The 20,825-nt window shown below is 68.0% G+C and carries 20 protein-coding genes; 3 read left to right on the forward strand and 17 right to left on the reverse strand.

The window, feature by feature from the left end; translation table 11 throughout:
- Window positions 1-103: 103 nt before the first annotated feature.
- The 15 genes from G4D87_RS12905 to G4D87_RS12975 form a co-directional block, all read right to left on the reverse strand.
- Entirely contained in the window at window positions 104-2,005 is a 1,902-nt protein-coding gene (locus G4D87_RS12905) for an ATP-binding protein (RefSeq protein ID WP_163782361.1), read from the reverse strand.
- 81 nt (window positions 2,006-2,086) lie between these two features.
- Window positions 2,087-2,470 (reverse strand): 50S ribosomal protein L19, encoded by a 384-nt coding sequence (rplS, locus tag G4D87_RS12910; protein WP_163782362.1) that lies wholly within the window; start codon window positions 2,468-2,470, stop codon window positions 2,087-2,089.
- Between the two features lie 116 nt (window positions 2,471-2,586).
- Window positions 2,587-3,330 (reverse strand): tRNA (guanosine(37)-N1)-methyltransferase TrmD, encoded by a 744-nt coding sequence (gene trmD, locus G4D87_RS12915; RefSeq protein ID WP_163782363.1) that lies wholly within the window; start codon window positions 3,328-3,330, stop codon window positions 2,587-2,589.
- The gene (rimM, locus tag G4D87_RS12920) at window positions 3,327-3,890 is read right to left on the reverse strand and encodes a ribosome maturation factor RimM (protein WP_163782364.1); all 564 of its coding nucleotides are present in this window, start codon (window positions 3,888-3,890) and stop codon (window positions 3,327-3,329) included. Before rimM ends, trmD begins: the two co-directional genes overlap by 4 nt.
- A complete protein-coding gene (locus tag G4D87_RS12925; RefSeq protein ID WP_163782365.1) occupies window positions 3,887-4,171 on the reverse strand; it encodes a KH domain-containing protein in 285 nt (94 codons plus the stop codon). Before G4D87_RS12925 ends, rimM begins: the two co-directional genes overlap by 4 nt.
- An 11-nt stretch (window positions 4,172-4,182) precedes the next feature.
- A complete protein-coding gene (rpsP, locus tag G4D87_RS12930) occupies window positions 4,183-4,443 on the reverse strand; it encodes a 30S ribosomal protein S16 (protein ID WP_002640623.1) in 261 nt (86 codons plus the stop codon).
- Between the two features lie 90 nt (window positions 4,444-4,533).
- Window positions 4,534-5,670, reverse strand: coding sequence for a dual-specificity RNA methyltransferase RlmN (gene rlmN, locus G4D87_RS12935; RefSeq protein WP_163782366.1), 1,137 nt, complete (start codon window positions 5,668-5,670; stop codon window positions 4,534-4,536).
- A gap of 197 nt (window positions 5,671-5,867) precedes the next feature.
- Window positions 5,868-6,305, reverse strand: coding sequence for a nucleoside-diphosphate kinase (gene ndk / locus G4D87_RS12940; RefSeq protein ID WP_140791557.1), 438 nt, complete (start codon window positions 6,303-6,305; stop codon window positions 5,868-5,870).
- 33 nt (window positions 6,306-6,338) lie between these two features.
- Window positions 6,339-7,238: a succinate--CoA ligase subunit alpha gene (gene sucD / locus G4D87_RS12945; protein ID WP_163782367.1), complete on the reverse strand. Its 900-nt coding sequence runs from the start codon at window positions 7,236-7,238 to the stop codon at window positions 6,339-6,341.
- A 29-nt stretch (window positions 7,239-7,267) separates the two neighbouring features.
- On the reverse strand, window positions 7,268-8,428 hold the full coding sequence (gene sucC / locus G4D87_RS12950) for an ADP-forming succinate--CoA ligase subunit beta (protein WP_163782368.1): 1,161 nt from the start codon (window positions 8,426-8,428) through the stop codon (window positions 7,268-7,270).
- A 274-nt stretch (window positions 8,429-8,702) separates the two neighbouring features.
- Window positions 8,703-9,512, reverse strand: coding sequence for a succinate dehydrogenase iron-sulfur subunit (sdhB, locus tag G4D87_RS12955; RefSeq protein WP_163782369.1), 810 nt, complete (start codon window positions 9,510-9,512; stop codon window positions 8,703-8,705).
- A 44-nt stretch (window positions 9,513-9,556) separates the two neighbouring features.
- On the reverse strand, window positions 9,557-11,434 hold the full coding sequence (sdhA, locus tag G4D87_RS12960) for a succinate dehydrogenase flavoprotein subunit (protein ID WP_163782378.1): 1,878 nt from the start codon (window positions 11,432-11,434) through the stop codon (window positions 9,557-9,559).
- A 222-nt stretch (window positions 11,435-11,656) separates the two neighbouring features.
- Window positions 11,657-12,601: a malate dehydrogenase gene (mdh, locus tag G4D87_RS12965; protein WP_163782370.1), complete on the reverse strand. Its 945-nt coding sequence runs from the start codon at window positions 12,599-12,601 to the stop codon at window positions 11,657-11,659.
- A 31-nt stretch (window positions 12,602-12,632) separates the two neighbouring features.
- A complete protein-coding gene (icd, locus tag G4D87_RS12970; protein WP_163782371.1) occupies window positions 12,633-13,931 on the reverse strand; it encodes an NADP-dependent isocitrate dehydrogenase in 1,299 nt (432 codons plus the stop codon).
- A 274-nt stretch (window positions 13,932-14,205) separates the two neighbouring features.
- Entirely contained in the window at window positions 14,206-14,757 is a 552-nt protein-coding gene (locus G4D87_RS12975; RefSeq protein WP_163782372.1) for an ATP-binding protein, read from the reverse strand.
- Between the two features lie 407 nt (window positions 14,758-15,164).
- On the opposite strand from G4D87_RS12975, the gene G4D87_RS12980 reads away from it, so the two are divergent.
- Both G4D87_RS12980 and G4D87_RS12985 read left to right on the forward strand, forming a co-directional pair.
- Window positions 15,165-17,315: a hypothetical protein gene (locus G4D87_RS12980; protein WP_240358229.1), complete on the forward strand. Its 2,151-nt coding sequence runs from the start codon at window positions 15,165-15,167 to the stop codon at window positions 17,313-17,315.
- Window positions 17,316-17,320: 5 nt separating this feature from the next.
- Window positions 17,321-18,067, forward strand: a complete 747-nt coding sequence (locus G4D87_RS12985; protein WP_163782374.1) for a hypothetical protein — start codon at window positions 17,321-17,323, stop codon at window positions 18,065-18,067.
- Between the two features lie 76 nt (window positions 18,068-18,143).
- Here the strand turns inward: G4D87_RS12985 and G4D87_RS12990 are convergent, their stop codons facing one another.
- On the reverse strand, window positions 18,144-19,769 hold the full coding sequence (locus tag G4D87_RS12990; RefSeq protein WP_163782375.1) for a bifunctional 3-(3-hydroxy-phenyl)propionate/3-hydroxycinnamic acid hydroxylase: 1,626 nt from the start codon (window positions 19,767-19,769) through the stop codon (window positions 18,144-18,146).
- Between the two features lie 373 nt (window positions 19,770-20,142).
- Between G4D87_RS12990 and G4D87_RS12995 the strand changes: the two genes are divergently transcribed.
- A complete protein-coding gene (locus tag G4D87_RS12995; RefSeq protein ID WP_163782376.1) occupies window positions 20,143-20,355 on the forward strand; it encodes a hypothetical protein in 213 nt (70 codons plus the stop codon).
- A gap of 10 nt (window positions 20,356-20,365) precedes the next feature.
- Here G4D87_RS12995 and G4D87_RS13000 read toward each other — a convergent pair.
- A partial coding sequence (locus tag G4D87_RS13000) for a class I adenylate-forming enzyme family protein (protein WP_163782377.1) occupies window positions 20,366-20,825 on the reverse strand: 460 nt, incomplete at its 5' end.

The following is a 20,825-nucleotide window of genomic DNA, read 5'->3' on the forward strand; positions in this document are numbered from 1 at the left end:
CCCCTGCATTCCCATACTCCCGCCGCTCAGCCGGCGCCGCCGCCCGTCGCATCCACCCCTCCCCTGACGGCCCTCCCGCATGGAGGCAACCCGCCACGTCGCCTCAGACGTTAACGGGGCCGTCCGACATCTGCGCGAAGCCCGGGTGCGAGGTGACGTGCAGCACCTGCGTCAGCGTGCCCAGGTGCTTCAGCATCCGGGCGATGAGGGGCAGCTTCACCTCCTCCATTCCCGTGAAGACGTCCTCCAGCAGGAAGGGGCGCTTCACGCGGGCGCTCGCCTTCTCCACCACCGTCAGCCGCAGGGCCAGGTAGTACAGGTCCAGGTCCTTCGCGGGGAGCTCGCCCACCGGCACCCGCCGGCCCGCCGTCAGGGCGAAGGCCTTGCCCTCGCGGTCCCACTCGATGCCCTGGTACCGCCGGTCCGTGAGCGCGGTGAGGTACTGGACGCACCGCTCCTTCAGCATCGCCTGCACGGACAGGATGTCCGTGGTGAACACGTCCGCCGCCTGGGACAGCAGCACGGGCGACGGGTCCTCCAGCGGGTCCACGGGCACGGCCCCATCCGGCCCCGGCGCGGCCGGCGGCGGAGGCGCCTTGGCCAGGGCAATGGACTCCTTCAGCCGCCCCAGCTCACGCTCCACCTCGCGCACGTCGCGGACGTAGGTGCCCTTCTGCGTCAGCTCGTCGTTGAGCGCCTCCGCCTCCGCCTTCAGCGACTGCACCTGGGCGGCCGCCGCGAGATAGTCCGGATCCGACTCCATCGTCTGCAACTGCTCCCGCAGCTCCGCGACGCGCGCCCCCAGCAGTTCCTTGCGCTCCAGGGCCGGAGCGATGTCCTCCAGTTCCTCCACTTCGAGCGCCTTCTGCGCCATGCGCAGCGGCGCCGCCTCCGCCTCGTACTCCTCGAGGATCTTCTTCTCCCGGATGTCGAAGCGGTTCTCCTTGCTGCCGTGACGCGTGGCCTTCTGCAGGTCATCCACGTAGCGCAGCGCCAGGAACGCGGCGACGCCGAAGGCCGGGATGTCCAGCAGCGCCAGGTAGCGGAAGGTCCGGTCCACACCGAAGCCCAGGCCCACCGCCAGCGCCAGGAACAGCACGCCCGCGCCCAGGCCGGCCCAGAACCCGGTGTTCCGCGTCAGGGGCGGCACCGCGACGGGACGCGCCTCCGCCTCGCTCTCCCGGTCCGCGTTGAGGCGCGCCAGGGCCTCGTCACGCCGGGCAAGCACCTTGGGGTGGCGCTTCAGGCGATTCACGATGTCCTGGGGCAGCCCCAGGGACTCGGGCGTCGGCGCCGCGCGCCAGGCGGCCTCGGCCTCGGAGATGGCCACCTTGAGCCCCTCGGTGCCCTTCAGCTTCTGCTCGGCGTCGAAGATCTGGGAGGCCACGCCGTCCGCCTTGAACTGAAGGCCGTCCACCTCCGTGGAGGCGGCCAGCTCCTGCTCCAGCGCGCGCAGCTTCGCCTCGGCGGCGGGGATGTCTTCCGCGGGCAGCACCGTGGACGCGGACGCGAGCGACGGGTACCTGCCGGACGTCTTCGGGTCCACCTTCGCCGCGGCGGCAGCGGGCTTCCTCGGGCGGCGCGAGGGAAGCTGCGCGGGCTGAAGGCAGTACACCTGCTCGAACGTGGTCTTCGGCGGAAGTCCCGCCTGTCCGCGAAGGAACTGGCTGATCTCCGCCGCGTCCGACGAGACGAGCTCCGGCTGCTGCGTCGTGGCGTTCATCCGGTGCAGCGTCCCGGAGCCGCCCAGGTCGCGCAGCACGCGGTACGTCACCCCATCCACTCCGACGAACGTCAGGGCCGCCTTGCCCGACTTCGCACCGGCGGCAATGAAGCTGGCGTCACTGCCGCGCCCGTCCGCGAATAGCAGCGCGAGGGACAGGCCCGCCAGGGGGCTCGACTCCGCCGAGGGCGGCTTGAGGACGAGGTACCCCGCCTTCAGGGCAAAGCGACCGGCGGGGGAGAAACCGCGGACGTTCTGGACGGCGACTTCGGCGAATTGCATGGCCCGCGCATGTTAGCGCGAATGAAAAAAGGAGCGCCCGGGATCGGACGCTCCTTTTCACGACTCAGGCGCGGGAAGCGCTCAGGAGGCCGCGGCGGCCTTCTTGGCCGGCTTCGGCTCTTCGATGACGTCGACGCGCGCCGCCTTGCCCTTGAGCTCACGGAGGTAGAACAGGCGCTTGCGGTTCACCTTGCCGCGCGACAGGACCTCGATCTTCTCGTAGCGGGGGCTGTGCAGCGGGAAGACGCGCTCCACGCCGACGCCGAAGGAGAGCTTGCGCACCGTGAACGTGGCGCGGTGGGCGCCCTTGGTCTTCCGGATGACGATGCCCTCGAACGCCTGCACGCGCTCCTTCTCGCCCTCCTTGACCTTCCAGTGGACGCGCACGGAGTCACCGGTGTTGAACACGGTGACATCCTGGCGCAGGAACTTGGCCTCGATGTGCTGAATGGCGGCGTTGCGCATGACAAACTCCGGAAAACTTGAACTGACGCGATGGTCGCGTGAAGAGCGGGCCGTACTAACAGAGAGAGCGGTGTCGGACAAGCCCAGATGATCCAACCCGCTAGCAACGCTCAGGGTTACAGCTCTTCCTCCCGCCGAGCCAGCAGTTTCTGGTCGGCCTTCGACAACTCCACGCTGGCATACAGGTCCGGGCGGCGCGCCTGGGTGAGCACCAACGACTTCCAGCGGCGCCAGCGGGCAATCCGGGCATGGTCGCCGGATTGGAGGGCGGCCGGCACCTCGACGCCCCGGAAGACAGGCGGGCGCGTGTACTGGGGATGCTCCAGCAGGCCCTCCTCGAAGCTCTCCGTGACGGACGAGTCCACGTTGCCCAGCACCCCGGGCACCAGCCGCGCCACCGCGTCCACCACCGTCATGGCCGCCAGCTCGCCGCCGGTGAGGACGAAGTCCCCCATGGACAGCTCCCCGTCGAGGTGCGCCATCACCCGCTCGTCCACGCCCTCGTAGCGGCCGCAGACCAGGATGAGGCCCGCCTCGTGACGGACCAGCTCACGCGCCGTGGCCTGGGTGAAGGTGGGCCCTCGCGGGCTCATGAGCAGCACCCGGGCGCCTGGATGCCGCGCCCTGGCCGCCTCAATCGCGGCGACCAGGGGCTCCGGCTTCATCACCATGCCGGCGCCGCCGCCGTAGGGCGCGTCGTCGGTGACGCGGTGCCTGCCCTCGGCGTACTCGCGGATGTCGGTGATGGTGGTGAGCAGCAGGCCCTTCTCCTGGGCCTTCCCGAGGATGCTGGCCCCCAGGTAACCGGACACCATGCCGGGGAACAGCGTGAGGATCTCCACCGGATACGGTGGGCTCATTCCGCGTCCTCCGGGCCTCCACCCGGCCTGGCGCCCTTGCGTCCCGCCTCCACGTACTCCGGAGGACGGATGACGATGCGCCGCGCCCCGAGGTCCACGGAGGGGACGAACTCGTCCGCGAAGGGCACCACCAGCTCCTCGCGCCCGGAGGCACGAATGACCAGGTTGGGCACCTCGCCGGTGGCCCAGATCTCCTCCACCCGGCCCAGCGCGTTTCCGCGTTCGTCCACGGCGTCGAGCCCCACCAGGTCACCCTGGAAGAACTCACCCTCCGCGGGAGGCGCCAGGTCCTCGCGGAAGACGAACACCTTGGAGCCCACGAGCGCCTCCGCGTCGGTCCGCGACGCCACGCCCTCGAGGACCACGATGTTCTCCTTGGGCGTGGGCCGGAGCGCCTCCAGCCGCAGCTCCCGCTCCACACCCGCGCGCGTCCGCACCCAGATGCGGTCGACGGTGTCGAGCGTCTCCGACGCCGGATCCAACGCACGAATGGCGACCTCGCCCCGCATCCCGTGAGCGCGCGAGACGTAGCCCAACTCCAGGAGGGGATGGGTCGTCACGGCGTGGAATCCGGCGCGACCGGAGCGCCTGCCGCGTTGCGCCGGTCGTCGAGAATCTCCAGGCGGACCTTCTGCCCAGACTTCTGTGAGGCGGCATTGAGCAGCGTCCGGAGGGCATTCACGGTGCGCCCGTCACGGCCAATGACCTTGCCGACGTCCTCGGCGGAGACCTTCAGCTCGAAGAGCCGGGCCCCTTCCGCCTCGGAAATGCGCAGGCTGACCTGGTCAGGATGATCGACCAGGGCCCGCGCCAGATAGTTGAGTAGCTGCTCCACGTCCACGCGGGCGTGGCTCAGACCGCGGGAGCGGGCTTGGCCTTGCCGGCGACCTTGATCAGGTCCGCAACGGTCTCAGACGGCGTCGCGCCCGTCTTCAGCCAGTAGTTGAGGCGCTCCTCGTTGAACTCCACCTTCGGCGGCTCCAGGTTCGGGTCGTACGCGCCCACGGCCTCGATGAACTTGCCGTCCCGGGGGTTGCGGGAATCGGTGGCGACCACGTGGTAGTACGGCTTCTTCTTGGCGCCCGCGCGGGCAAGACGGAGGACAACGGCCATTGAATGCTCTCCAACGAACAGGATACGTCTTAGGAAAGGGGTGGCGCTCTTAACGCCGCTCCCGCTGGATTGTCAAGGAAGCTCGGGACCTTATGTCGTACTCTCGGCCCCGGCTGGTGTCTCGCCGCGATTGGCGAGCTGCCCGCAGGCGCCGGCGATGTCCCGGCCCCGGTTCCTGCGGATGTAGGCGGCGACATGGCCGTCCGCGAGGATGGCGCGGAATTCCTCCGCCCGCTCCTCGCCTGTGGTGTGGAACCCCAGGCCGGGGTTCTCGTTGTAGGGGATCAGGTTCACCTTCACCGGGATGCCCTTGAGCAGCTCGATGAGCCGGTGCGCGTCCTCGTCCGCGTCGTTGAAGCCCTTGATGAGGACGTACTCGAAGGTGATGCGGCGGCCCTGACGCAGCGGGAACTTCCGGCAGGCGTCCAGCAGGGCCGCGATGTTCCACTTGCGGTTGACGGGCATCGTCTTGCTGCGCTGCTCGTCGGTGCTGGCGTTGAGGGAGATGGCCAGCTTGACGTCCGTCTCCTTGCCGAAGCGCTCAATCATCGGCACCAGCCCCACGGTGGAGACGGTGATGTGCCGGTGGCTGAAGTTGGGCCCGTCCCCGGACTGGAGGATGGCGAGCGCCGTCTTGAGGTTCTCGAAGTTGTGGAGCGGCTCGCCCATCCCCATGAACACCAGGTTGGAGAGCGGGCGCAGCGTCTCGTGGCCCTCGTTCTTGCGGACCTCGCGGTTCACCGCGTGGACCTGGGCAACAATCTCGCTGGGGGTCAGGTTGCGCTTGAGCCCCATGGTGCCCGTCATGCAGAAGCCGCAGGCCATGGCGCAGCCCACCTGGGTGGACACACACAACGTCCGGCGGTCCTCGGTGGGCATGTAGACGGATTCGATGTAGCGCCCGTCCCGCGTCTTCCACCGGTACTTGATGGTGCCGTCCGTGCTGCGCAGCTCGCAGTCCTTCACCAGGGGGACGATCTCCGCCTGGGCCTTGAGCTTCTCGCGCAGGGCCTTGGAGAGGTCCGTCATCTCGTCGAACGAGGTGGCGCCGCGCTGGTGCAGCCAGCGGTAGAGCTGCGGGGCACGGAAGGCGCGCTCACCCAGCTCCTCGGTGACGAAGCGCGACAGCGCCTCCAACGACAGGCTGGCCACGTCCACCAGCCTGGCGGGCGCGGGAGCCGGCAGCGGCTCGGTGACTGGCAGGGAGGTGGCGGAGGTCTCTGACATCGTCGTTGCGCTTAACGGTGGGCCCAGGGGCGTCCCTTCCCACACCTGGGCACGGCAAGTCAAAGGAGCCCATGCTCCCCTGCCCGCCCCGTGGACACTCCCCGGGGGTGTCTCCTGGAAGAACAGCGGCCCGGGCCCGCGCCTTCTGCGGCACGGACACCGGGCCTGGGACGGCGGCCCCGCGGGGAGCCGGCCGGCTACTTCTGGTACGGGTAGGCGTGGATCTCCGTCTCCCGGAAGAAGTACGCGATTTCAATCTTCGCGTTCTCCAGGCTGTCGGAGCCGTGCACCGTGTTCTTGTCGATGCTGGTGGCGAAGTCCTTGCGGATGGTGCCCTCGGCCGCCTGCGCGGGGTTGGTGGCGCCCATGATGTCCCGGTTGCCCAGGACCGCGTTCTCACCTTCCAGCACCATCAGGACCACCGGGCCGGAGATCATGAACTGCACCAGGTCCTTGAAGAAGGGCCGGGCCTTGTGGACCGCGTAGAAGCCCTCGGCCTGCGCCTGGGAGAGCTGCTGCAGGCGGATGGCGACCGGCTTCAGCCCCTTCTCCTCGAAGCGGCTGATGATCTTCCCGATGACGCCCTTCTCCAGGCCGTCCGGCTTGATGATGGACAGCGTACGCTCGATAGCCATGTGACTGGCTCCTTCTCGTGTTTCCGTTGGGGTTTAGCGCTTCTTCGGAGCGCCCCGCTTGAGGGCCTCCTGAAGGGTGGTGCCCAGCTCGGCGGGGCTGGCGGCCATCAGGATGCCCGCGGCCTCCATGGCCTTGATCTTCTCGGTCGCCGTGCCCTTGCCGCCGGAGATGATGGCGCCGGCGTGGCCCATGCGCTTGCCCGGGGGCGCGGACTGGCCCGCGATGAACCCGGCGATGGGCTTGGTGAACTCGCGCGCGACGTACTCGGCGCCCTGCTCCTCGGCGTCACCGCCGATTTCGCCAATCATGATGACGGCGTCGGTGTCCGGGTCCGCGTTGAAGAGCTTCAGCACGTCCACGAAATCCGTGCCGTTGACCGGGTCACCGCCGATGCCCACCGCGGTGGACTGGCCCAGGCCCAGCTGGGTGAGCTGGTGCACGGCCTCGTAGGTCAGCGTCCCGGAGCGCGACACCACGCCGATGCGGCCCGGCTTGTGGATGTGGCCCGGCATGATGCCGATCTTGCACTGCGCGCCGGGGGTGATGACGCCCGGGCAGTTGGGGCCCACCAGGCGGACGCCCGGCTTGCCCTGCAGGTAGCGCTTGGCGCGCACCATGTCGTTGACGGGGATGCCCTCGGTGATGGCGATGATGAGGGACACGCCCGCGTCCGCGGCCTCCATGATGGAGTCAGCGGCGAAGGGCGGCGGCACGAAGACCACGGACGTGTTCGCGCCCGTCGCCTTCACCGCCTCGGCCACCGTGTTGAACACGGGGACCTTGCCCTCGAAGGTGGTGCCGCCCTTGCCCGGAGTCACACCGGCGACGAGCTTCGTGCCGTACTCGAGCATCTGCTTCGCGTGGAACGAACCCGCCGAGCCGGTGATGCCCTGGCAGAGGACCTTCGTGTTTTCGTTGACGAGGATGGCCATGGCGTTCTTTCAGGAAAGAGTGCGCGGGACTACTTCGCCGCGGCGACGGCCTTCTCCGCCGCCTGACGCAGGTTGTCCGCCGGGGTGATGGCGAGGCCGGAGTTGCTCAGCAGCTCCTTGCCCTTCTCCACGTTGGTGCCTTCCAGCCGCACCACGAGCGGGACCTTGAGCTGGACCTCCTTCGCCGCGGCGATGATGCCCTCGGCGATGACGTCGCACTTCATGATGCCGCCGAAGATGTTGACCAGCACCGCCTTCACGGCCGGGTCCGCCAGGATGAGCTTGAAGGCCGCGGTGACCTTCTCCTTGTTGGCGCCGCCGCCCACGTCCAGGAAGTTGGCCGGGCTGCCGCCCACCAGCTTGATGGTGTCCATGGTGGCCATGGCCAGGCCCGCGCCGTTCACCATGCAGCCGATGTTGCCGTCCAGCGCGATGTAGGCCAGGTCCCACTCCTTGGCCTGGATCTCCCGGGGCTCCTCTTCGGCCAGGTCGCGGTACTCCAGCAGGTCCTTGTGCCGGTAGAGCGCGTTCTCGTCGAAGGTCACCTTCGCGTCGAGCGCCACCACGCCGCCATCCTTCAGGATGACCAGCGGGTTGATCTCCACGAGCGAGGCGTCCGTGTCGATGAACATCCGGTACAGCGCCGAGCAGAACTGCGCGAACTTGTTCACCGTGGGGCCCGACAGGCCCAGCCCGAAGGCCAGCTTGCGGCCCTGGAAGTCCTGGAAGCCCACGGCCGGGTCCACCGACTCGCGGAGGATCTTCTCCGGGTGCTTCTCCGCCACCTCTTCAATCTCCACGCCGCCCTCGCGGGAGGCCATGAAGGTGATGCGGCTGGTGGCGCGGTCCAGCGTCACGCCCAGGTACAGCTCCTGGCCAATGGCCAGGCCTTCTTCGATGTAGACCTTGTGGACCGTCTGGCCTTCCGGCCCCGTCTGGATGGTCTTCAGCTTCATGCCAAGCATCTGCTTGGCCAGCTCCTTGGCTTCCGCGGGGCTCTTGGCCAGCTTCACGCCGCCGCCCTTGCCGCGGCCGCCTGCGTGGATCTGGGCCTTCACGACGACCACGGAGGTGCCGAGCTCCTTCGCGGCGGCCTCCGCGTCATTGGCGGAAACGGCGAGGATGCCCTTCGGCGTGGGCACGCCATACTTCCGGAAGATTTCCTTGCCCTGGTACTCGTGGATCTTCATCGAGGCTCCGGTGGAGACGAGGGAGACAGCCTGAACAGAGGCGTCAGCGCCGGGCCCTCATTGCGCAGAAAAGGACGGAGTGCAAGACCGTTTGACCCCGGTGCACCTGCACCGTCCGACACGGTGCATCGCAGATAACCAGGGATGTCCGCGAAGATGAGCCTTCCTTCACCGCGGAGGGCCCAACGGCGGCGGCCCCGCCCGGCGTCTCAGGTGGACGCCGGCCCGGGGCCGCTTGAAGCCAGAGAAAGCCCGGAAGTCGCGGGCGCGCGCCCTACCCCAGACCGCCGCCGTGGCCCTTGGGGGATTCGTCCTGGAAGAAGATGTCCTTGATGGTGAGCTTGGTCACCTCGCGGTTCATCACCGCGATGGACGTGACGAGCGGAATCTCCTTCGGGCAGACCTTCACGCAGTTCTGCGCCTTGCCGCAGTCCTGCACGCCGCCGGGCCCCATGAGCGAGCGCACGCGCTCCTCGGAGTTCATCTTGCCCGTGGGGTTCATGTTGAACAGGCGGGCCTGGCTGATGGCCGCCGCGCCCACGAAGTCGTTGTCCTGCGTCACCTGGGGGCACGCCTCCAGGCAGCTGCCGCAGGTGATGCACGTGGACAGCACGTACATCACCGACTGGTCCACGGGCGCCTGGCGCTGGCCCGGCCCCAGGTTGTGCGTCCCGTCGATGGGCACCCAGCCCTTGATGCGCTTGAGCGCGTCGAACATGCGGTCGCGGTTCACCGTGAGGTCTCTCACCACGGGGAACTTGCTCATGGGCTCCAGCGTGATCGGCTGCTCCAGCTTGTCGATCAGCGCCGAGCAGGCCATGCGCACGCGGCCGTTGATGTTCATGGCGCAGCTGCCGCAGATCTCCTCCAGGCACGCGGCGTCCCAGATGACCGGGGCGACGCGCTTGCCCTCCACGGTGACGGGGTTGCGCTGGATCTCCATCAGGCACGAGATGACGTTGGCCCCCTTCACATAGGGGACCTTGAACTCATCGAAGTGGCCTGGCTTCGCGGGATCATCCTGCCGCCAGATGCGGAAGGTGATGGTCTTGGTGGTGACAGCGGATGCCTGTGCAGTGTCCATGTGGCTCGACCCTTCACTTCCAAATCAGTTGAATGGTTCCCGTCTCAGGCGTACCAGCGCGGCTCGGGGTCCAGCACGGGCGTGGCGATGTCCTCGTAGTGGATCTTCGGGCCGGCTTCGCTGTACGTCGCGACGGTCGTCTTCGCCCACTTCTCGTGGCGCGCGCGCCACAGGCTCATCCACTCCGGATCCTGCGTCGGGTCCTTCGTCTTCGGCTCGGGCAGCGAGAAGTCCGGCTTGTAGTGGGCGCCGCGGCTCTCGTCGCGGAGCAGCGCGCTGGTGGCGATGACCTCGCCCAGCTCGAACATGTTCCACAGCTGGTTGGTGTACGACAGCGCGCGGTTGGCCACGTTGCCCGTGTCCAGCACGTTGACGTTTGCCCAGCGCTCCTTGAGCTCGCGGATCTTCTCGATCGTCTTCTTCAGACGGTCGTTGTAGCGCACGACGGTGCAGTTCTCCGTCATGGTATCGCCCAGCTCCTTGGCGAGCCCGTACGGGTTCTCCGTGCCACTCATCTTGATCATGGTGGCGAACCGGTCCTGCCAGTACTGCTTCGCGGCCTGGAAGTGCTTCTCCGGCATGGCCGCGGCGCTGGTGCCCTGGCTCTTGGCGAAGGACGCCATGGCCGGGCCGCCAATCATGCCGGAGTAGATGCACGACAGCAGCGAGTTGGCGCCCAGGCGGTTCGCGCCGTGGAAGGCGTAGTCCGCCTCGCCCGCGGCGTAGAGGCCGGGGATGGTGGTGGACTGGTTCTTCGGGCTGCCCTCGGCCGGCGTCAGCGTCTTCGGGTCGGCCTCGAAGTTCACGTACAGGCCGCCCATGGAGTAGTGCATGCCCGGGAAGATGACCATGGGCACCTTGCGCGGGTCGTCACCAACGAACTTCTCGTAGATCTCCATGACGCCCTTGATCTTGGCGTCGAGCACGGCCGCGGGGATGTGCGTGACGTCCAGGTACACGCCGTCCCGGCCGTTGATGCCCATGCCCAGCTCGCGGCAGACCATGAAGATCTCGCGGGTGGCCACGTCGCGCGGCACCAGGTTCTTGTACTTGGGGTACTTCTCCTCCAGGAAGTACCAGCGCTCGGCCTCCGGGATCTGCTGCGGCGCCCGCGTGTCGCCCTTCTTGCGGGGCACCCAGACACGGCCGCCCTCGCCGCGCACCGACTCGCTCATCAGGCGCAGCTTGTCCTCGCCCGGGATCGACGTGGGGTGCACCTGGATGAACTCGCCGTTGGCGTAGCGCGCGCCCTCCATGTAGGCGCGGCCCGCGGCGGTGCCGGTGTTGATGATGGAGTTGGTGGAGCGCCCGAAGACGATGCCAGGGCCGCCCGTGGCCAGGCAGACGGCCTCCGCCGGGAAGGTGCGGATCTCCATGGTGCGCAGGTCGACGGCCACGCTGCCGATGCAGCGCCCGCTGTCGTCCTTCACCGTGCCGAGCCACTCCCAGTACTCGTACTTGGTGACCTTGCCCTCGGCCTCGTAGCGGCGGACCTGCTCGTCCAGCGCGTACAGGAGCTGCTGGCCGGTGGTGGCGCCGGCGAAGGCCGTGCGGTGGTGCAGCGTGCCGCCGAAGCGGCGGAAGTCCAGCAGGCCTTCCGGCGTGCGGTTGAACGTCACGCCCATGCGGTCCAACAGGTAGATGATGCCCGGCGCGGCATGACACATGCCCTTCACGGAGATCTGCTCCGCGAGGAAGTCGCCGCCGCGCAGCGTGTCCTTCACGTGGATGTCCGGGTGGTCACCCTCGCCCTTGGTGTTCACCGCGCCGTTGATGCCACCCTGGGCACAGACGGAGTGGGAACGCTTCACCGGGACGAGCGAGAGCACATCCACCTGGTGGCCCGCCTCAGCGAGCTTGATCGTCGTCATCAGCCCGGCGAGACCGCCGCCCACCACCGTGAACCGCGCTGCTGCTGCCATCATCGTCTCCTTGACTGCCGGACGCCGGACACTGCTCGGTTGAGCCGGCCCGCCAGGTGGCGCGCCAGGGCCCGGACGTCCCGTGCGAGTTCTACAGGCTAGTTAACTTGGTGAAAACGCGCTGCAATCATGGCGTCCGGGGCAATTAGCCCGCGTCATCCACGGCATCAGGCACAGGGCCCGCCGGGTCTCCCCAGCGGGCCACACGTGGCCGTCCAGCGACTACAGCTTGACGGAGTCGACCGTCTTCTTGACCGACTGGAAGGACTTCTCCAGCTCGGCCTTCTCACCGTCGTTCAGCTCGACGGTGTGGATCTTCTCCACGCCGCCCGCGCCGATCTGCACGGGGACGCCGAAGAAGTAGCCGTTGATGCCGTACTGGCCCTCCAGCAGGGCGGCGGCCGGCAGCACGCGCTTGCGGTCCTGCAGGAAGCTCTCCGCCATGGCGATGGCGGAGGCGGCGGGCCCGAAGTAGGCGCTGCCCGTCTTGTACAGGCCCACCAGCTCCGCGCCGCCCTCACGGGTGCGCTTGATGATGGCGTCCAGCTTGTCCTTGGCGATCAGCTGCGTCAGGGGCACGCCGCCCACCGTGCTGTGGCGGACGAGCGGGACCATGTCGTCGCCGTGGCCGCCCAGCACCAGGGCCTCCACGTCGCGGATGGACGAGCCGAGCGCCTCGGCGACGAAGCACTTGAAGCGGCTGGTGTCCAGCACGCCCGCCATGCCCGCGACCATGTGCTTGGGCAGACCCGAGATCTTGTGGAGCGCGAACACCATCGCGTCCAGCGGGTTGGCCACGTTGATGACGAAGGCGCCCGGGGCGTGCTGCTTGATGTTGCCCGCCACGTCCGTCATGATCTTCAGGTTGATCTCGAGCAGGTCCTCGCGGGACATGCCCGGCTTGCGCGGCATGCCGGCCGTGATGATGATCACGTCCGAGCCGGCCACGTCCTTCCAGTCGGTGGTGCCCTTCACGCGGCAGTCGTAGCCGTCGACCGCGGCCAGCTGGTTGATGTCCAGCGCCTTGCCCTTGACCAGACCCTCGGCCGCCGGGATGTCGTACAGGACCACGTCACCGAGCGACTTCTGCACGGCGAGCAGCGCCAGGTTGCCACCGATCTGACCTCCGCCGATGAGGCCGATCTTCTTCTTGCCATTCTGAGCCATGGATTCGCCTCTCCTGGGTCCCCAGAGGGGACTACATGTTCTTGATGATGGCCTGCCCGAACTCGGAGCACTTGACCTCGGAGACGCCGCTTTGCCCTTCCTGCTTCATCAGGCGGGCGAAGTCGTAGGTCACCGTCTTGCTGGCGATGGCGCGGTCCATGCCCTGGATCATCAGGTCGGCCGCCTCGTGCCAGCCCAGGTGCCGGAACATCATCTCACCGGAGAGGATGACCGAGCCCGGGTTCACCTTGTCCTGATCCGCGTACTTGGGCGCCGTGCCGTGCGTGGCCTCGAACACCGCGTGGCCCGTGACGTAGTTGATGTTGCCGCCCGGCGCGATGCCGATACCGCCCACCTGCGCCGCCAGCGCGTCCGACAGGTAGTCGCCATTGAGGTTCAGCGTGGCGATGACGTCGAACTCGTCCGGACGGGTGAGGACCTGCTGCAGGGTGATGTCCGCGATGGAGTCCTTGATCAGGATCTTCCCGGCGGCCAGCGCGGCCTTCTGCTCCGCGTTGGCGGCGTCCTCGCCCTTGGCGGCCTTGGTGGCCTCCCACTGGTCCCACGTGTAGACCTTGTCACCGAACTCCCGGGCGGCCAGCTCGTAGCCCCACTTGCGGAAGGCGCCCTCGGTGAACTTCATGATGTTGCCCTTGTGGACCAGCGTGACGCTCTTGCGCTTGTGGTCCACGGCGTACTGGATGGCGGCGCGGATCAGCCGGTCGCTGCCCTCGTGGGACACCGGCTTGACGCCCAGGCCCACGTCGGCCGGGAAGCGGATCTTCCCGAACTCCTTCGGGAACTCCTGCTTCAGGATGCCCAGGAACTTCTCCGCGGCGGCCGTGCCAGCCTCGAACTCGATGCCCGCGTAGATGTCTTCCGTGTTCTCACGGAAGATGGTCATGTCGACCTTCTCCGGCGTCTTCACGGGGCTGGGAACGCCCTTGAAGTAGCGTACGGGACGCAGGCAGACGTACAGGTCCAGCATCTGCCGCAGGGCCACGTTCAGCGACCGGATGCCGCCGCCCACCGGCGTCGTCAGGGGGCCCTTGATGCCCACCAGATAGGTGCGGAACGCCTCGACCGTCTCTTCGGGCAGCCAGTTGTTGACCGCCTTGAAGGACTTCTCGCCGGCCAGCACTTCGTACCAGGCGATCTTCTTCTTGCCCTTGTAAGCCTTCTCCACCGCGGCGTCGAACACCGCCTGGGACGCACGCCAGATATCGCGGCCGGTGCCGTCGCCCTCGATGAAGGGGATGATCGGGTGGTCCGGGACGGACAGCTTGCCGCTCTGCAGGGAGATCTTCTCTCCGGATGACGGGGGCGCCATGGATGTGCTCCTGAGAAGGTGTGACCGTGTAAGAATCGGCGCGGGATAGTCGAGAACCCGCCCCGCGACGTCAAGGAGTTTGGCCACGGGCCGACGCGGAACGACTTATCGGAGCCAGCGGCCGAGCGCGGAATAACGGCCCGTCCCCGCACGCGCACGAAACGACACGGCCGGCATTCCCGGCGGCGCAACGAAAAAGGAGGGCCAGGCACTGGTGGCCCGCCCTCCGCTTCCTCTTCAGTGGATCAGCGGCGGGCACGGCGGCCCGCCCGGACTACCAGCTGGACATCCCCGGCGCGGGCAGCTCCACCGTCACGGTGATGCCGGCGGCCGCGCTGCTGGCCACCTCCAAGGTGCCACCCATGGACTCCGTCAGCTCACGGGCCCGGGCCAGCTTGCGGTGCAGCGGCCCCACCAGCATGGGCGACAGGAAGACGGCCTGGAGCTCCCGCGCGGACAGCGACGCCCCCGCGACCTGGACCTGGAAGCGAGGCGGCAAGTCCCCGAAGTCGTCCGCGGCATCCACCACCACGCGAACGCCCTGCCCGTTCGAGGCGTCCGCGGCGTGCGCCAACAACAGCAGCAGCACCTGCTGCAGCCGCCGGTGACTGACATTAGCGGGGACCGGATCCTCAGGAAGATCCAGGGAAACCTGGACTCCTCGCAAGCGACGCGTGACTGAGAGGAGTTCCACCGCGCCGCCAACGACCTCCGTGACGTCCACTCGGAGTACGTCTGGCGAGTCCACCGGCATCAGGCCCGTGGCGCGGCCGTGAACAGGCGCCTGGCGTTGCTCCGGGGCCCGCGTCCCTCCCACAGCGTTCACGACAGCACTCATCCCTCACACCTCCCGCTCGCTGTACTGAGGGAACTCTAACGAGCCGGTCTGACGAACGCCATTTCACTACGAGAAAGTACGCACAGCCTGCCAGACTTATGACATTACAGCCGCGCAGCATCTTGGCCGTATGAGTGTGCCGTCGCGGTGAATCGCTTCGTAAGACTTGGAAGTAGGTGCTGTCACCTACGACCCACGGACGTCCATTCCGCCAGCCAGAAAACAGCCTGACTGCACAAATCCGATTTGACTGTTCCTCGGAAATCCGTATGATGCGGACCTATAGCGATTCGCCGCCTAACGCAGCACCGCTGGAGCGAGGAGGAACAACCGTGCTTGCAATTTCGACGACTGCATCTGGGGTTCCTCAGCACCGGAGAAGGGGGCGCCTGTTCATGGAAGGGGGAAACCCGCTCTCCGACCGTCGGTCGGTCGAGTTCCGCAGTCGTGACGCGCTGTTCAACGTGATTCCGCTGCCGCCCGCCGAGGCCGCGCTGGATGATTCGGGCTACTCCCTGCACGGGACGGGCGCGGATGCCATCACCTGCTCCGTGGGTACGCCGGATGGCGCCATTGGCGTGGTGACGCGGCTGAGTCCCACCGTGGTGTGGGTGATGCCCACGGGTGAGGTGGACACCTCCGACGCGCGCGGCCTGCCCATCTATCTGTCCGGCTGTGGCGTGACGCTGGGCCCCATCCGCGGCGCCTTCATCCGCGCGGACGCGGAGACGGCCGGGTCGCCGGTGGGCCTGCAACTGGTGAACGTCTCCCTGGAGCAGGGCCGTCAAATCCTGGCGCTGCTGGCGGACGCGCTGAAGCGTGGCGTCGCGGAGCCGGCCGCGTCTGCCCTTCCGGTGCAGGACACCATCGACGAGGCCGAGCGCATCCGCGCCATATTGGTGGCCATCAGCACCGCGGGCAACAAGGGTGTGCTGCGCCGCATGGGCCGCACCGTCCGCCTGGTGCTGGAGCGCTACAACGCGGAGACGGAGCAGTTGGAGTGGCACGCCGAGGACCCGGTGACCGACTGGGGCGAGGCGCCTTACGACATCGACGTCATCGGCCACAACAGCGCGTACCGCATGCGCCTGGAGGCGGGAGCGCCGGACGGCCAGCGCTTCACGTCGCCGCTGCCCGACGTCCTCTTCCGCATCCGGCACCGCTGGCACCGTCGCACGCCCGCGCCCGCGGGTGTGCGCGTCACCTTCCACCACCCGCTGTGGCGCGAGCAGGGGGAGATGGAGCGCGCGGTGGTGGACCTGTCCTTCTCCGGCATGTGCATCCGCTGCCGCCCGGAGGACCTGCTGTTCCCGGGCCTGTTGCCGCCCCTGCTCGAGCTCCACGCGGCGGACGGCCAGTCCATCAGCCTGCGCGGTGAAATCCGCTACGTCACCAGCGCGCGCGCCGACGGCACCGTGCTGTGTGGCCTGAGCGTGTCGCCCTACTCCTCCGACGAGGCGCGCTGGGTGCGCTTCGTCTCCCAGACGACCAACCCCAACACCTGCACCAGTGACGTGCAGGAAGAGGGGCTCTGGGATGTGTTCACGCTGTCTGGCTTCTTCAGCCTGGCGAACAAATCCTCTCAGGAATTCGACGCGCTGAAGCAAGCCTTCAGCCACATGGCCAAGCGCGCCGCGGAGGTTCCGCAGCTCTTCTGCCAGGCCGTCTGGCCTTCCGAGCGCGGCCCCGAGGCGACGCTGTCCATCATGAAGTCGTACCGGCACACCTGGATGGGACACCAGGTGGCCAAGCGCCCGGGCAAGCCCGCCCTCAAGGGGCTGGAGCCGGGCCGCATCATGCACGACCTGTACGTGCGCTGCTTCGAGCACCCGCAGAGCGACCCCGACTTCCGCTGGGCCGTGGCCTACGTGGAGGGCCTCAACCCCTGGATCGCGCGCGCGCACGTCCGCTACGGCGAGCGGCACATGGCGGCGAACCCGGAGCTGGCCTTCACGCGCAAGATCCACATGATGGACGTCTACACGCACGAGCAGACGGGCCGGCTGCACGAGGGCATCACCATCAGCCCCGCCACCTCCGCCGAGCTGACGCTGCTGACGGAGCACATCGCCCACTCGCGCCCGTCCTGCTACGTGGAGGCGCTCGACTTCACGCGCGACCGCATCGACATGCGCGCGGTCCAGGGCCAGTGGAACACCTTCGGCCTGGAGCGCGAGCGCGAAGTCCTCATCGCGCGCCGCAATGGCGTGGCCCTGGGCGCCGCCGTCCTGGAGCTGGGCCAGCCGGGCACCAACCTCTACAGCCTGCTCGACATGGCACGGCTGTTCCCCCTGAGCGACGCGGGGCCGTCCACCTACGTCGCCTTGGTGGATGCGGCACGCCGCTGGTACGCCGCCCGCCACCGCCGTTCGTTCCACTATCTCTGTGAGGACGACGGTGGGCAGTACGTACAGGACGCCGGGATTCACGCAGGTCCGGACCCGTACATGTGGATCATCTCCGCGAAGTTGATCCCCGACTACCTCGAACACATCAGTGAAGTGTCCATCGGGCGCCGAAGCGCCCCCAACTCTCGCCAGGGATAACGAACATGAGCAAGCCACTCGTGGAGGAGCTGTACACGCCCAACCTGACCGCCGTCCGTGAGCGCATCAAGACGGACCCCCGGCTCAAGGTGCTGATGGATGACAAGGCGGACCCCGCGCTCTTCGAGGCCTTCCTCATCACCTGGAACTCGCTGGGCGTCTACATGACGGAGCCGGTGGACGGGTGGATTCGCCGCGCCGGTGAGGCCACCGTGAAGGTGGGCCTGGACGACGTGGGCCAGAAGCTCATCGCCCACGCCAAGCACGAGGCCGGCCACCACCTGATGATGGTCGAGGACACCAAGCACCTGGTGGCCCGCTGGAACGAGCGCCGCAGCCCCAAGCTGAACGTCGAGGAGCTCCTGGCCCAGCCGCCCACGCAGGCGATGAAGGAGTACCGGGAGATTCACGAGAACACCATCACCGGCGAGATGCCCGCCGCGCAGGTGGCCATCGAGTACGAAATCGAGGGCCTGTCGACGGTGCTCGGCCCCGTGATTATCGAGCAGGCCAAGAAGGTCTGTGGCGAGGAGATCCTCCAGGGCATGTCCTTCCTGAAGGAGCACACGGAGATTGACGTGGGTCACACCGCGCTCAACGAGGTGATGCTCGACAAGCTCCTGGCCCAGGTGCCGGACAAGGCGCCCATCATCGCCAAGACGGGCGCCAGCGCGCTCGACATCTATCTGCGCTTCATGGGCGACTGCGTGGAGCGTGCCGGGAAGCTGGTCCAGTCCGCCGCCGCGGCCTGAGCCTCCCCGCGGCCCCACGTCACGGTCGTCTGGCGCCCCGGCCCGGGCGCCTGTTGTCTTGCCGTTGCCGCGCGCCTCAGCCCGCCCGCCGGACCTCCGCGCCGTTCGGACGCGAGGGCGGGCGGACGCGGCCCTTGAGCGAGCCCAGGAGGTGGCCCCGCTTGCCGCCTCCCGCGATACCGAACACGTAGCGGTCCGGCCGGAGCACCACGAGGTCGGCCGCGTACCGCGCGAACCAGGCGCCCAGCCGGCCGTCCAGGTCCACCAGCGTGTCCGCCCCGCCGGCGCCCGCGCGGGCGGCGGCGGCCACCTGCCACCAGCGGGCCCCCAGTTCGTCCGCCAGGGCCCGTGCCTCGCGCTGCGCTTCCTGGAAGGCGCCTGGGCGCGTGAGCACCACGAACCCCTCGCCCAGGCAGTCATCCAGCAGCGCCGTCTCCCCGTCAGGGCACTCCACGCGCGGCTGCGGGAAGTAGGAGCCCTCCGGCACGTCGCCCTTCTCGCGTTGGGCGCCGTACATGAAGCCCCTGCGCAGCGGCATCTCCGGCTTCACCTTGTAGTCGCGGATGAAGTCACCCATCACCGGCAGCCGGTACATCAACTGGATGAGCGCGTTGCGGACGCGAGCCATCACCCGCCCGCCCGACATCATCACCCGGCCCATGGCGTCCGAGCCGCGAATCACCTCCGACACGTGGCCACGCCGCTCTTCCTCGTAGGTGTCGAGCAGCGACGCATCCGCCGCGCCCGCGAGCACCCGCCCCAGCTTCCAGGTCAGGTTCGCCGCGTCCCGGAGGCCCGCGCAGAGCCCCTGTCCCAGGAACGGCGGCATCAGGTGCGCCGCGTCGCCCAGGAGGAACACGCGGCCCACCCGCCACTGCTCGGACATGCGGCTGTGGTACGAGAAGATCTTGACGGATTCGAGGTCCACCGAATCCGGGTCCAGGTAGTAGCCAATCAGCCGCCGCACGTTTTCGGGCGAGCGCGCCGCCTGCAGGTCCGCCTCCGGCTCCAGGATGATGTCGAAGCGAATCTCGTTCGGCGCGGTGCGCGCGATGAAGCCCCGGCGCACGGGGCCACACAGGTAGCTGGTGAAGTCCGGTTCGGGTGAGGACGTCTTCACGGTGATGGCCAGCGAGTGCTCCAGCGCCGTCGTCCCCACGAGCGTCAGGCCCAGCCGCCGGCGGATGGAGCTGTGCGAGCCGTCGCACGCGAGCAGGAAGCGCGCGCGCACGTTGACGGCGCGCTCCCCCGCGACCTCCTTCACGCGGGCGGTGACGCCCTCTTCGTCCTGGACGAAGGACTCCACCTCGTGGCCCAGCCACAGGTCCACATGCGGGAAGCGCCTCAGCCCCTGGCGAAGCACTGCTTCCATGCGCGGCTGCTGGAAGAAGGCCGCGGGCACGTAGCCGAACGGCCGGTCCAACCGCGTGAAGTCCACCTCCGCCAGAGAGCGCAGCGAGTCATCCAGGTACTGCAGCCGCTTGCACGGATAGAAGCCCGCGCCCAGGTCGCCCACCAGCCCCGTGGACTGGAAGATGCGCTGGCCCTCGTCATCCACGCTGATGGCGCGGGACTGGCCATGAGGCGTGACTTCACGCTCCACTACCAGCGTCCGAATCCCCTGCTGTCCCAGGAGGTTCGCCGCCATCGCTCCCACCGGACCACTGCCCACGATGATGACATCAACGGACTCCGGAGCCATCTCTCCCTCCCGATGCGAGAACACATGCTGAGCTGCCGTTGAGTCGTTTCGATATCAAAATCCCTCGCGCGTTGCCTCTTCAACTCTTCAACGGCGGGCTTGGAAATCCTTGCATGTTTGAGTTTTGACCTTGGGAGTGAAAGGTTGCAGCCGTATCAGCAATGGCGGGCCCCTCCTCGGAGGGCAGGCAGTCACTCGGGAACACGACAGCCCAAAGTGGCTTTTGAAAGATGGCGACCATGTCCCCGGGTTGAGACGGCGACCCTTGTCGGGAAATCGCCACTGATTGCCAGCTTCAACGCGCGGCGTCGTGATTTTCGCGACTTGAAAAGGTCGGATGTGCCCGAACACTGCGGCGCGAAGGAGCACGCACATGGAATGGCTTGAGTTCTCCTGTTGGTCCCCGGAGGTCGAAAAGCAACTGGCGATGCAGGCGGCCCGCCTGGGCACCTTCGAGCATCGGGGCGCGTCGGCCTCCCGTCGGTCCGGGGCTGCCCCCACCGTGTCGGCCACCTGCCGACTGAGCACCGTCCTGCGGCAGTTCCCGCGGACCAATCCCTGGGGCCACCCCATCTCGGAGTGCTGAGCCCCGTGGGTCAGCGGAGGGCGTGCCGTCTCAGGACGGTGCGCTCGACCTTCCCCATGGCGTTGCGAGGCAGCGCGTCCACCCAGACGAAGCGCGCGGGCGTCTTGAAGCCCGCCAGGGACTGACGGCACCACGCCGCCAGTGCCTCTTCCCCGGGTTGCGGCTGCCCCAGGCGCGGCGCGAGGAAGGCCACGGGCACTTCGCCCCAGCGGTCGTCCGGGAAGCCCACCACGGCGGCTTCCCGCACCGCGGCGTGATGGACGAGCACCGCCTCCACCTCCGCCGGGTAGATGTTCTCCCCACCTCGGACGATGAGGTCCGTGCGGCGTGACAGCACGGTGAGCCGTCCCCGCACATCCAGCACTCCGACGTCCTTCGTGCGCAGCCAGCCGTCCCGAACCGCCGCCTGGGTGGCCTCCGGACGCCGCCAGTACCCGGCCATCACGGTGGGCGCGCGCACCTCGATGTCC

The sequence above is a fragment of the Myxococcus vastator genome, assembly GCF_010894475.1.
In the GTDB taxonomy this organism is placed as follows: Bacteria; Myxococcota; Myxococcia; order Myxococcales; family Myxococcaceae; genus Myxococcus; species Myxococcus vastator.

Bases quoted from the DNA above. Each gene is read 5' to 3' on its own strand.
- G4D87_RS12905 (WP_163782361.1), bottom strand. From the start codon at position 2,005: ATGCAATTCGCCGAAGTCGCCGTCCAGAACGTCCGCGGTTTCTCCCCC.
- rplS (WP_163782362.1), bottom strand. From the start codon at position 2,470: ATGCGCAACGCCGCCATTCAGCACATCGAGGCCAAGTTCCTGCGCCAG.
- trmD (WP_163782363.1), bottom strand. From the start codon at position 3,330: ATGAGCCCACCGTATCCGGTGGAGATCCTCACGCTGTTCCCCGGCATG.
- rpsP (WP_002640623.1), bottom strand. From the start codon at position 4,443: ATGGCCGTTGTCCTCCGTCTTGCCCGCGCGGGCGCCAAGAAGAAGCCG.
- rlmN (WP_163782366.1), bottom strand. From the start codon at position 5,670: ATGTCAGAGACCTCCGCCACCTCCCTGCCAGTCACCGAGCCGCTGCCG.
- ndk (WP_140791557.1), bottom strand. From the start codon at position 6,305: ATGGCTATCGAGCGTACGCTGTCCATCATCAAGCCGGACGGCCTGGAG.
- sucD (WP_163782367.1), bottom strand. From the start codon at position 7,238: ATGGCCATCCTCGTCAACGAAAACACGAAGGTCCTCTGCCAGGGCATC.
- sucC (WP_163782368.1), bottom strand. From the start codon at position 8,428: ATGAAGATCCACGAGTACCAGGGCAAGGAAATCTTCCGGAAGTATGGC.
- sdhB (WP_163782369.1), bottom strand. From the start codon at position 9,512: ATGGACACTGCACAGGCATCCGCTGTCACCACCAAGACCATCACCTTC.
- sdhA (WP_163782378.1), bottom strand. From the start codon at position 11,434: ATGGCAGCAGCAGCGCGGTTCACGGTGGTGGGCGGCGGTCTCGCCGGG.
- mdh (WP_163782370.1), bottom strand. From the start codon at position 12,601: ATGGCTCAGAATGGCAAGAAGAAGATCGGCCTCATCGGCGGAGGTCAG.
- icd (WP_163782371.1), bottom strand. From the start codon at position 13,931: ATGGCGCCCCCGTCATCCGGAGAGAAGATCTCCCTGCAGAGCGGCAAG.
- G4D87_RS12980 (WP_240358229.1), top strand. From the start codon at position 15,165: ATGGAAGGGGGAAACCCGCTCTCCGACCGTCGGTCGGTCGAGTTCCGC.
- G4D87_RS12985 (WP_163782374.1), top strand. From the start codon at position 17,321: ATGAGCAAGCCACTCGTGGAGGAGCTGTACACGCCCAACCTGACCGCC.
- G4D87_RS12990 (WP_163782375.1), bottom strand. From the start codon at position 19,769: ATGGCTCCGGAGTCCGTTGATGTCATCATCGTGGGCAGTGGTCCGGTG.
- G4D87_RS12995 (WP_163782376.1), top strand. From the start codon at position 20,143: ATGGAATGGCTTGAGTTCTCCTGTTGGTCCCCGGAGGTCGAAAAGCAA.